The following is an 11,419-nucleotide window of genomic DNA, read 5'->3' as shown; positions in this document are numbered from 1 at the left end:
CTATCCCCTAGTACGCGAACGAGAGCTGCTTGGGCTCATCGTCTTCCGATTCCGGTGGGTCGACGTGCGGGTGCGCGTCGTGGTCGAGAGGTCCTTCGATGACGTAGCGCCGAAGCAGGTAGAACCAGACACCTCCGAGAGCGGCGTACAGCAGTGTGAACGTCACCAGCGAGGCGACGACGAGGCCGACGGGATGGTCGGAGACGCCCTGGTCGACGGTGAGCCGGATCTGATCGACTCCCGAGAGGTTGGGCGCGACAACCCATGGCTGACGCCCCATTTCGGTGAAGATCCAGCCGGCACTGTTGGCCAGGAACGGCGTCGGAATGGCCAGCAGCGACAGCCAGGAGAACCACTTCTGGTCGGGAATCCGGCCACCTCGGGTGACCCACAGTCCCGCGACAGCGAGCAGGGCGGAGCCTGCGGCCAGACCGATCATCATCCGGAACGCCCAGTAGGTGACGAACAGGTTGGGCTTGTAGTTGCCCGGTCCGAACTGCTGCTCGTACTGATCCTGTAGTTGGTTGACGCCCTGCACGGTGGCACCGAAGTCGTTCTCCGCCAGGAACGAGGTGAGGCCGGGGATCGCGATGAGGTGCACCACGGATTCGCAGTTGTTGTGGGTACCCACGGTCAGGAGCGAGAAGCTGGCTCCGGTTTCGGTGTCGCACAACGATTCTGCGGAGGCCATCTTCATCGGCTGCTGCTCGAACATGAGCTTGCCCTGAATGTCTCCGGTGATGGCAAGCGCCCCACCCGCAACGATCATGACGATGAAGGACATGCGCGCTGCCGATCGGAACATCGAGCGTGAATCGGTGGCTGGGACCGCAGCTATCTCGTTCTCGGCCTTCTTCTTGCGCGCCTCGCGCACCATCCACCATCCGGAGATGCCGGCGACGAAGGTTGCGGCGGTGAGGAATGCGCCTGCGACCGCGTGTGGAAATGCTGCCAGCGCAGTGTTGTTGGTGAGCAGCGCCCAGATGTCGGTCAGCTCGGCGCGGCCGGTTTCTTCGTTGTAGATCGCGCCGACGGGATGCTGCATCCAGGAGTTGGCTGCGATGATGAAGAAGGCCGAGGCGTTGACGCCGATGGCGACGAGCCAAATGGTTGCCAGGTGAACGAGTTTGGGTAGTCTGCTCCATCCGAAGATCCACAGACCGAGGAACGTGGACTCGAGGAAGAACGCGACCAGCCCTTCGAGTGCGAGGGGTGCACCGAACACGTCACCGACGAATCGTGAGTATTCGCTCCAGTTCATTCCGAACTGGAACTCCTGCACGATTCCTGTTGCGACGCCGAGTGCGAAGTTGATGAGGAACAGCTTGCCGAAGAACTTGGTCAGTCGATACCAGGAATCCTTGCCGGTGATCACCCACATGGTCTGCATGGCCGCCACCATCGGCGCGAGGCCGATGGTGAGGGGTACGAGAATGAAGTGATAAACGGTGGTGATACCGAACTGCCACCGCGAGACATCCAACGCGTCCATCGATACTCCGAACTCTTCCACCCGAGCTGTGACGGGCAACACCGCAGGTCGGGGCATTGGCCCGCGACTGATTCGAATGTACTACTACGAGTAGTAGTAGGGAAGAGTCTTTCGACAGGGCCATTGGGCCCTCAGAGAATCCGGACGGTCTCCACCGCGAGATCGACCATCTCGGGCACCTCGTCCGCGCGGCTGGGCCGACCCAGAACGACGCCGTTCATCGATGTCACCCGCGCCGCGAGCGTGACGCTCGAAACCAGCCAAACACCGTCCGCTGCAATGAGATCCGCTGGATACAGATGTCCGTGCTCGCACGTCCAGCCGGCCGCCTCGGCCACCGAGAACAGGGCGGCAACAGTGGTGCCCGCCAGGATGCCCTGCTCGACCGACGGTGTGACGAGAGTCTTACCGCGCGCCACCACCACCGTCGACCGGGGTCCCTCCAGCACTCTGCCCTCGCTGCTGAGGTAGATCACGTCGTCCACGCCCTGGCGGGCGGCGTGGCGCAGCGCGGCCATGTTGGTCGCGTACGACAACGTCTTCGCGCCTGCCAGCTGCCACGGCGCACCGGCGGAGAAGTCCACCGAGTAGCCCCGATCGAGCGTCATCACCGACACCCCGTTCTCCCGGGCGTTGCGCACTCGACCCGGCAGTGGCCCCAGCGTCACGAACGCCGTCGGATCGCCGCCGCCCTCACGACCACGGCTCAGCACCAACCGCAGAACGCCCTCGTCCGTGGAGTTCTCCGTCCACAGGCCGACCGACTGCTCGATCACTGCGCGCCAGGCATCCGGATCGGGGACGGGAAGATCCAGGGCCGCCGCCGACACGGCCAGACGCGCCAGGTGCAGCTCGACGCCGCAGGCCGAGCCGTGACGCACCAGCAGCGTCTCGAACGCGCCGTCACCACGCACGGCAGCCAGATCGTCGGCGAACAGCAACGGCCGATCCGCGTCGTGCACTCGGCCGTCCAACGTCACCACTACCGACTCCGACATGCCGCCACCCTAAAGGCTGTGGCCGGGTGCTCCTACTATGGAGTGGTGTCCGATCCTGTGACGATCACCCCGAGTCCTCTTCTCACTCTCCCCGGCGCAGTGCCCTCTCCCGACGACAGCGTCGATGCCGGCGTCGCCTGGCACTACGGCAATCCGTTCGGCGAACAACGCAGTGCCGTCAGCGCAGCCGCCGTCATCGATCGATCCCACCGATTCGTGCTTGCCATCAGCGGCGACGAGCGCTCGAGCTGGCTGAACACGATCTCGAGCCAACTCGTGTCGGATCTGCCCGACGGCAGCTCGGCCGAAAACCTGAGCCTGGACGTCAACGGCCGCATCGAGCATCACTTCGTTCAGACCGATCTGGGCGGGATCACCTACATCGACACCGAACACGCACAGGGACCGGATCTGCTGTCGTTCCTGAAGAAGATGGTCTTCTGGGCCAAGGCCGAACCCAGAGAGGCCGACGAACTCGTCGTTCTCTCCGTCCTCGGATCCGACGCGGCGTCGATCCTCGACAAGGCAGGCCTCCCGGTTCCCAGCGAGATCTACGGCGCGTCGGCAGTGGACGGCGGCGGCTTCGTCCGACGGATGCCCTGGCCGGGTCCGAACTCGTACGACGTCGTCGTCCCCCGAGCAGGCCTGAGCGACTGGTTCCTTCGCCTCCGCGACGCCGGTGCTGCCCCGGCCGGAACGTGGGCGTACGAGGCGTTGCGGGTGGAATCGGTGCGACCGCGGGTGGGCGTGGACACCGACGAGAAGACCATTCCGCACGAGGTCCGATGGATCGGCAGTGCAGCCGAGTTCGGCGCGGTTCATCTGGAGAAGGGCTGCTATCGCGGGCAGGAGACCGTCTCGCGGGTGCACAACCTCGGTCGACCGCCGCGTCACCTGGTACTCCTGCATCTCGACGGTTCCGCCGATGGACGGCCCGTGACCGGCGACCCCGTCACCGCCGGTGGCCGCGCGGTGGGGCGTCTGGGGACCGTTGTCGACCACTTCGAGCTCGGGCCCGTTGCCCTCGCGCTGGTCAAGAGAACGATTCCGGTGGACACCGCCCTGGAGGCGGGTCCGTGTGCGGCGTCGATCGACCCCGACTCCATCCCCTCGTACGACGACGTGCAGGCCGGCCGCGCGGCCGTCGATCGCCTACGCGGCCGGTGACCGGGACCGTCTCGGCGGTCTGCGTGGTGCATGCCGACGTCCCGTTCGGGCGGCGCGGCGTCGTAGACAGCGGCATCGACAAGCGGCCCGTGCACGGCCCGGTGGATGTGCACGAGCTCGGCATCGGCGGGGACCACTGTCGCGACACCAAGTTCCACGGTGGTCTCGATCAAGCCGTGTACGCCTACGACGAGGCAGAGGCCCGGTACTGGGCCGATCAGCTGGGTGCGCCCGTCGAGCCAGGAAGGTTCGGCGAGAATCTGCGGACCAGCGGCGTCCCGGTGACCGACGCGGTGATCGGGACGCGGTGGCGCATCGGCACGGTGACGCTGGAGGCAACCATCGCACGCAAGCCCTGCGGCACGTTCGCGCGGTGGATGGGCGAGCCGGGGTGGGTTCGCCGATTCACGGCCCAGGGAGATGTGGGCGCTTACTTCCGAGTGCTCGAGCCCGGGGTCTTCGCCGCCGGTGATTCGGTGACGGTCGAATCGGTTCCTCGGCACGCGGTGACGGTGCGGATGCTCTTCGAGGGGCGGGACGCCGCGGCGATGCAGACTCTTCTGGACGAGCCCGGATTGGCACCGAAGGTGTACCGCGACGCGGCGGCGGCGCTGAAATCGTCGCGGAGGCCATGACGCGCAGCACTACTGTTTTCGTGTCGTAGCGCGAAGATAGTTCGCCTGAGCACGGATATGCGCAGGTACAGGCAGCGCGGACCCCTGCCCCGGGCGTGTCGCGCCGCCGGGCCCGGCATCGACACGTGGTGCCGTATGCGCATCGCGGCGATTCGCGCGCTAGAGTGTGTGCCAGGAAGAAATACCAACTCTAACGGGGCCGCCAAATTTCCCCAGGCCGCCCCGCAAGTCCGCGAGGGGGCACCGCCATGGGCCGAGGCAGGGCTAAGGCAAAGCAGACAAAGGTCGCTCGTGAGCTCAAGTACAGCTCGCCGACAACGGACTTGGAGAGTCTGCAAAGAGAGCTCTCCGGTGGTTCGTCCAACTCCCATCGTGGCGGCATCCACTCTGACTCGGATGTGCATTCCCGAGTCGAGGAAGACGAGTACGAGGACTGGCGACGCTAGAAACTGTGCATTGAACGACTGAGGGGGAGCCGCACCGCGGCTCCCCCTCACTTGTTCGTCGTGTGACCGGCCGGTCAGAACCTCGGGTGGTTACCCAGCAGCAGCGCGCGCTCGTCGGCGACGTCCTTGCCCGCAGCCTTCTTGACCGTGCCGAGCGTCCAGCAGTCGATGTGCCGTGCAGTCAGTACTGCCAAAGCACGATCGACGTCCTCGGGGGCGACGATCGCGACCATGCCGACACCCATGTTGAACGTCTGCTCCATCTCGGCCCGCTCGACGCGTCCGCGCTGCGCGATGAGGGAAAAGATCGGGGCCGGGCTCCACGTGGTCCGATCGAGTTCGGCCACGAGACCCTCGGGCATGACGCGCGAGAGGTTGTTGGCGAGTCCGCCGCCCGTCACGTGGCAGAACGTGCGCACGTCGGTCTCGGCCGCGAGTGCGAGGCAGTCCTTGGCGTAGATCTTCGTCGGCTCGAGCAGTTCCTCGCCGAGTGTGCGGCCGAACTCCTCGACGTGTCCGCCGAGATCCATGTGGTTGATCTCGAGCAGCACCTTGCGAGCGAGCGAGTAGCCGTTGGAATGCAGACCGGACGATCCCATGCCGATGACGACGTCGCCGGGACGCACGCGCTCGGGTCCGAGGATCGAGTCCGCCTCCACGACGCCGATGCCGGTGGCAGAAAGGTCGTAGTCACCGTCGGCCATCAGCCCCGGGTGTTCGGCCGTCTCGCCGCCGAGCAAGGCACAACCGGCGATGATGCAGCCCTCGGCGATGCCCTTGACCAGTTCCGCGACCTGCTCGGGAACGACACGGCCGACGGCGATGTAGTCCTGCAGGAACAGCGGCTCGGCTCCGCACACGACCAGATCGTCGACGACCATGGCCACGAGGTCGAGACCCAGGGTGTCGTGCTTGCCGAGGGCCTGGGCGACGGCGACCTTCGTGCCGACTCCGTCGGTCGAGGCAGCCAGGACCGGCTCGCGGTAGTCGCCCTTGAGCGCGAACAGACCGGCGAAACCACCGAGACCGCCCATGACCTCGGGCCTGCTGGCCTTCTTGGCGAGTGGCGCGAACAGTTGAACTGCTCGGTCTCCTGCGGCGATATCGACCCCGGCCGCCGCGTAGGAGGCACCGCCCGAGTGAGTTGCGCTCGTGGGTTGGGATTCCTCGGTCATTCGGCTCCAGCCTGTGTACTCGTTCATGTCAGCGCCCCCAAGCACGCGAACCGTGCGTAGCGGCGCAGATAGCGCCCTAACGGTACCGGAGTGCCCGCTGGCGGGAAGAATTTACGTGCGCAGCCGCTTGCCCGGGATGGCGGCCAACAGCTTCTTCGTGTACTCCTCCTCCGGCGAGCGAAGAATCTTCCACGGCGTGCCCTGCTCGACGACCTGGCCGCCCCGCAGCACCACCACCCGATGTGCGACGCGATCGACCACCGCCAGATCGTGGCTGATGAACAGGCAGGCGAAACCGAACTCCCGCTGCAGCGCCTCGAACAGGTCGAGCACGGCCGCCTGGACCGAGACGTCGAGTGCACTGGTCGGCTCGTCCGCGACCACCAGATCCGGTCCCAGCACCAGTGCCCGCGCCAGGCTGACTCGTTGCCGTTGCCCACCGGACAGCTCGTGCGGGTAACGCTTGTCGGTGCCGGACGGTAGTTGCACGGCGTCGAGCAGCTCGGTGGTCCTGGCCGCGATCGCATCCTTGGAGCCGTACTTGTGCACGATCATCGGCTCGGCGATGCACTGTCCGACGGTGAGCCGCGGGTTCAGCGACGCCGACGGGTCTTGGAAGACGAAGCCGAATCGCTTGCGCAAGGGCTTGAGCTTGCGCTCGCTCACGCCGGCAATGTTTTGTCCCATCACCGTCACGCTGCCGCTGGTCGGCTTCTGGAGCGCTGCAACGCACCTGCCGATCATCGACTTACCCGAGCCCGATTCGCCCACCAGACCGAGGGTTTCGCCGCGGTGGATGGTCAGCGAGACGTCGTCGACCGCTCGGAATGCCGAGGAGCCGACCCCACCGGAGAACTGCACCACCAGCTGCGAGACCTCGAGTACCGGCTCGCCCGACGTGTCGACGGTCTTGTCCGACTCCACTGCAGCAAGGGTCGGCACCGCGGCCAGCAGCTTTTTGGTGTACTCGTCTTCGGGGGCGTCGAACAGCTGTGCCACCGGCGCTTCCTCGACGACGCGGCCGTTCTGCATGACGACGACGCGGTCCGCCAGATCGGACACGACGCCCATGCTGTGGGTGATCAGCACGATGGCGCACCCGAGCCGGTCTTTCAGATCGCGCAGCAGCTCGAGGATCTCGGCCTGCACCGTGACGTCGAGGGCGGTGGTCGGCTCGTCGGCGATGATGACTTTCGCCTCGCAGGAGATGGCGATCGCGATCATGACGCGTTGCTTCTGGCCACCGGAGAGCTCGTGTGGGTAGTACGAGAAGCGCTGCTCGGGGTTCGGCAACCCCACCATCGTCAACAACTCGATGGCCCGCGCCTTGGCATCCTTACTGCCCATCCGTTTTCCGTCTGCGCGGGTGTGCGCGCGCAACGCCTCGACGATTTGATACCCGATGGTGAACAGCGGATCGAGAGCGCTGCCCGGCTCCTGGAACACCATCGAAATCTTGTTGCCGCGCAACTGCGCCCACGCCTTGTTGCTCAGCGTGGTGACGTCCTGCCCGCCGAGAACCACGTGCCCGTCGACCCGCGCGGTATCGGGCAGCAGCCCGATGGCGGAGCGCACACTGACGGACTTACCCGACCCCGACTCCCCCACCACAGCGAGAACTTCACCGGGATAGACCTCGAACGAGACCTCGGTGACGGCATCGACTTCGCCGGCATCGGTGACGAACGAAACGGACAACGACTGCACCGACAATGCGGACTCGCTTTCAGTCACGACACTCGATGTCATACCTTCACCGCCTTCTTGAACTTCTTGCGAGTGCGCAGCAGCGGATTGAGTGTCTCGCTTGCACTTTCACCGACCATGGTCAGACCGAGGACCACCAGCACGATGCCCAGGCCTGGGAACACGGACGTCCACCAGATGCCGTTGGAGATGTCCGGTAGGGCCTTGTTGATGTCGTATCCCCACTCCGAGGCGGAGGTCGGCTCGATCCCGAACCCGAGGAAACCGAGCCCGGCGAGGGTGAGGATGGCCTCGGCTCCGTTGAGCGTGATGATGACCGGCAGTGTCTGCACCACGTTGGCGAGTATGTGCCGGAACAGAATTCGCGGCGTGCCGGCTCCGGTCACCCGCGCGGCGTCGACGTACGGTTCGGTCTTGACGGCGACCGTCGCGTTGCGGACCACCCGGAAGTACTGGGGCACGAAGATCGCCGTGATGGCGATGGCCGCGGAGGCGATACCGCCGAAACTCGACGACTGACCGCCTGCCACGACGATCGAGATGACCACCGCGAGAAGCAGAGACGGGAATGCGTACATTGCGTCCATGAACAGCACGAGCACCCGGTCGAACCAGCGGCCGATGTAGCCCGAGGCCAGACCGAGGGGAACGCCGATGATCAGGGACAGCACCAGCGACGAAGCGATGACCATCAATGCGGTTCTGGCACCGTAGATCACGCGCGAGAACACGTCCTCACCGCGAACCGAGGTACCGAACCAGTGGTCCGCGGACGGCGCGGCTTGGCGGGCGAAATCCGCACCGGCGTCGCTGGTCTGCGAGAAACCGTACGGCGCGAGAATCGGCGCGAACAGCGCCGCGATCACGAACCCCACCATCAGCGCCAACCCGACGATGAGCGTGACCCGCTGCAATCCCGAGGTGGACTTCACGAACGCGACGCCGGGCAACCCTCTGCGGTGCGGACGGGTGGGAGGGACGTCGGACAGCACGACTTCGGTGCTCATCAGAACCTCACTCTCGGGTCGATGAGGGCGACGATCGCGTCGGTGACGAAGCTGACGACGGCGACCACCACGGCCAGGAACGTCACGATGCCTTGCACGGCAACGAAATCGCGGGCCTGCAGATAACGGGCGAGTTCGTAGCCCAGTCCTTGCCACTCGAAGGTCGTCTCGGTGAGTACGGCACCGCCGAGGAGGACGGCGATCTGCAGTCCGATGACGGTGACGATGGGAATCATGGCGTTGCGGAACGCATGTCGCCTCGTCACCGTGCCCTCGCTCAACCCGCGCGCGCGGGCGGCGTCGACGAACGGCGCCTGCAACGTCTGAATCAGGTTGACTCGCACCAATCGCAGGAACACACCGGCCGTCAGCAGGCCGAGCGCAAGAGCGGGCAGAACCGCGTGCTCGAGCACGTCGACGGTGTAACCGGTGTCGCCGTACAGGAACGAGTCGATGATCAGAATGTTCGTCTTCGGGGAGACGTTCTGCAGTGCCAGTTCCACATTGGTACTGGCCCGCCCGGCGACCGGCAGCCAGCCGAGCTTGACGGCGAACAGCAGCTTGAGCAGCATGCCGACGAAGAATACCGGGGCCGCGTACGCCAGGATCGCGAAGATTCGCAGCGACGCGTCACCGAACCGGTCGCGATGGGTGGCGGCGTAGAACCCGAGCGGGATGCCGACCGCGAACGCGACGAGCAGCGCCCAGAACGCCAATTCCAGTGTGGCAGCACCGTTGACGAGCAGGACGTCACTGATCGCGCGATTGTCGGTGGCGGAGCGGCCGAAGTCGCCGCGCAACAATCCGGTCAGGTACTCCCAGTACTGCGTCAGGATCGGCCGGTCGTATCCGGCCTCGGCCTTGCGCTGGGCGATCTGTTCGGCGGGTAGTCGACCGCCGAGGGCGGCGGTGATCGGGTCACCGATCACACGCATGAGAAAGAAGACGACGGTGACGAGAATCCAGGCAGTCGGGATGATCAACAGAAACCTGATCCCGAGATAGCGGGCGAGCGCGCCGTATCGTGACGGCGCGCTCGCCTGCTGCGCTTTCTTCTCCCCTACCGGCGTCTGTGCGGTAGCGGGCACCGGTCAGCTCTTGGCGAGAGTGACGAAGCGGAACTTGAACGAGGCGTCGAGGGTCTCGTCCACACCGCTGATCTCATCGGTGGCGACGGCGATCTGCTTGCCCTCCAACAGTGGAAGGGTGGGCAGGTAGTTGGTCGCGAGCTCGGTCTGAATCTGTCCGATGATCTGCATCCGTGCGTTCTCGTCGGCCGTCGTGCGCTCGAGGTCGAGCAGTGACGTGATCTCCGGGTTCTCGAAATGCGACTGGAGGAAGTTGTCCGGTCCGAAGAACGGCGTCAGGTAGTTGTCTGCATCGGGGTAGTCCGGGAACCAGCCGAGCTGGTACACCGGGTACGCGTCGGCGACGCGTTCCTTGGTGTACGTGCTCCACTCGGTGGACTGCAGGTTCACATTGAACAAGCCCGTCGCGTCGAGCTGACTCTTGATCGCGGCGTACTCCTCGCTCGAGCTCGAACCGTAGTGATCCGGGTTGTACTGCAGGTTGAGTTGGATCGGAGTGGCGACGCCTGCAGCGGAAAGGAATCCGGCAGCCTCGTCTTTGTTCGGTGTCTCACCGTAGACGTCGGAGAAGGCCTTGTTGGAGCCTTCCAGACCGGTCGGCACCACGGAGTACAGCGGGGTGTAGGTGCCCTTGTAGACGCCGTCGGAGAGCGCCTGGCGATCGACCGAGGCAGCAATCGCCTCGCGCACGGCCAACTTCTGCTCGGGGGTGTTGCCGGGCATCGTGTTCATGTTGAAGACCATGTAGCGGGACTCGCCGCCGGGGCCCTCGTGCACCGTCAGGCCGTCGACGGCTCCCAGCGATTCGACGTCGGTCGGGGTGAGGGAGCGCCATGCCACATCGATGGCCTTGTTCTGCACATCGAGCTTGAGGTTGTCGGAGCTGGTGTAGTACTTCACGTTGACCGACGACGTCTTCGGGGTGCCGAGAATGCCGTTGTAGTCCCCGTTGGCCACGAAGCTGACGAGTGAGTTCTTGCCATAGCTGGAGATGGAGTACGGGCCGGCGAACGGCTTGCCCGCAACCACTGCGTCGTCGTCGAGCACCTTGTCGGCCGGGAACACCGTCTGGTCGACGATCGGGCCCGCGGGTGTCGCGAGGATCTGCGGGAACGTCTGATCGTTGGCCGCTTTGAGGGTGAACTCGACGGTCTTCTCGTCCGGTGTCGCGATGCTGTCGAGATTGGTCAGCAGCGACGCCGGCCCATTCGGATCGTTGATCGCGACGATGCGGTCGAACGAGAACTTGACGCTCTCGCTCGTCAGCGGATTGCCGTTGGCGAACTTCAGGTCGTCCTTGAGCGTGCACTTGTAGACGGTCGGCTCCGCGAAATCGCAGCTCTCGGCCGCATCGGGCTCGAGCTCGGAGCTACCGGGAGCGAAGTTCATCAGGAACGGATACGTCTGGTTCATCACCATGAACGATCCGTTGTCGTACGAGCCGGCCGGGTCGAGCGAGGTGACCTGGTCCGTGGTGCCGACCGTGATGGTCTCACCGCCGCCGCCGTCGCCGGATCCACCGGCGTCGGTGCGTCCCGAGCCGCACGCTGCGGCGGTCAGTGCAAGTACCGACAGTGCGGCCACTGCGGCGGTCTTCTTGCCGTGCTTACGCACAGCCGTTCGTGATGCGGCGCTGTAGCGCTGCATGCGTCCGTCGTCGGGCGACAGGGTCATCTGAGCCTCTATCCAATCGGTGTGTCCTAT

At 65.2% G+C, this 11,419-nt stretch carries 10 protein-coding genes; 3 read left to right on the top strand and 7 right to left on the bottom strand.

The window, feature by feature from the left end:
- Positions 1–7: 7 nt before the first annotated feature.
- Positions 8–1,492, bottom strand: a complete 1,485-nt coding sequence (locus CH285_RS02415; RefSeq protein WP_032388921.1) for a cytochrome ubiquinol oxidase subunit I — start codon at positions 1,490–1,492, stop codon at positions 8–10.
- A gap of 131 nt (positions 1,493–1,623) precedes the next feature.
- Positions 1,624–2,490, bottom strand: coding sequence for an aminodeoxychorismate lyase (locus CH285_RS02410; protein ID WP_032381636.1), 867 nt, complete (start codon positions 2,488–2,490; stop codon positions 1,624–1,626).
- 45 nt (positions 2,491–2,535) lie between these two features.
- Between CH285_RS02410 and ygfZ the strand changes: the two genes are divergently transcribed.
- The 3 genes from ygfZ (at position 2,536) to CH285_RS02395 (ending at position 4,738) form a co-directional block, all read left to right on the top strand.
- Positions 2,536–3,657, top strand: coding sequence for a CAF17-like 4Fe-4S cluster assembly/insertion protein YgfZ (gene ygfZ / locus CH285_RS02405; RefSeq protein ID WP_032390843.1), 1,122 nt, complete (start codon positions 2,536–2,538; stop codon positions 3,655–3,657).
- The gene (locus tag CH285_RS02400; protein WP_032371335.1) at positions 3,654–4,292 is read left to right on the top strand and encodes an MOSC domain-containing protein; all 639 of its coding nucleotides are present in this window, start codon (positions 3,654–3,656) and stop codon (positions 4,290–4,292) included. Before ygfZ ends, CH285_RS02400 begins: the two co-directional genes overlap by 4 nt.
- Before the next feature lie 248 nt (positions 4,293–4,540).
- Positions 4,541–4,738, top strand: coding sequence for a DUF3073 domain-containing protein (locus CH285_RS02395; RefSeq protein ID WP_072692062.1), 198 nt, complete (start codon positions 4,541–4,543; stop codon positions 4,736–4,738).
- A 74-nt stretch (positions 4,739–4,812) separates the two neighbouring features.
- Here CH285_RS02395 and purM read toward each other — a convergent pair whose 3' ends face one another.
- From purM to CH285_RS02370, 5 genes are all read right to left on the bottom strand, one after another.
- Positions 4,813–5,913, bottom strand: coding sequence for a phosphoribosylformylglycinamidine cyclo-ligase (gene purM, locus CH285_RS02390; protein ID WP_027495851.1), 1,101 nt, complete (start codon positions 5,911–5,913; stop codon positions 4,813–4,815).
- 111 nt (positions 5,914–6,024) lie between these two features.
- Positions 6,025–7,662: an ABC transporter ATP-binding protein gene (locus CH285_RS28560; RefSeq protein WP_094644437.1), complete on the bottom strand. Its 1,638-nt coding sequence runs from the start codon at positions 7,660–7,662 to the stop codon at positions 6,025–6,027.
- A complete protein-coding gene (locus tag CH285_RS02380; protein WP_032371337.1) occupies positions 7,659–8,627 on the bottom strand; it encodes an ABC transporter permease in 969 nt (322 codons plus the stop codon). The genes CH285_RS28560 and CH285_RS02380 overlap by 4 nt, the downstream gene beginning before the upstream one ends.
- Positions 8,627–9,715: an ABC transporter permease gene (locus CH285_RS02375; RefSeq protein ID WP_045842054.1), complete on the bottom strand. Its 1,089-nt coding sequence runs from the start codon at positions 9,713–9,715 to the stop codon at positions 8,627–8,629. Before CH285_RS02375 ends, CH285_RS02380 begins: the two co-directional genes overlap by 1 nt.
- 3 nt (positions 9,716–9,718) lie before the next feature.
- Entirely contained in the window at positions 9,719–11,362 is a 1,644-nt protein-coding gene (locus CH285_RS02370; RefSeq protein WP_255032208.1) for an ABC transporter substrate-binding protein, read from the bottom strand.
- Between the last annotated feature and the right edge of the window lie 57 nt (positions 11,363–11,419).

Source organism: Rhodococcus sp. 05-2256-B1 (genome assembly GCF_002258465.1).
In the GTDB taxonomy this organism is placed as follows: Bacteria; Actinomycetota; Actinomycetes; order Mycobacteriales; family Mycobacteriaceae; genus Rhodococcoides; species Rhodococcoides fascians.
Note: the sequence above shows the minus strand (reverse complement) of the source record. Positions and strands in the feature narration are given on the sequence as shown.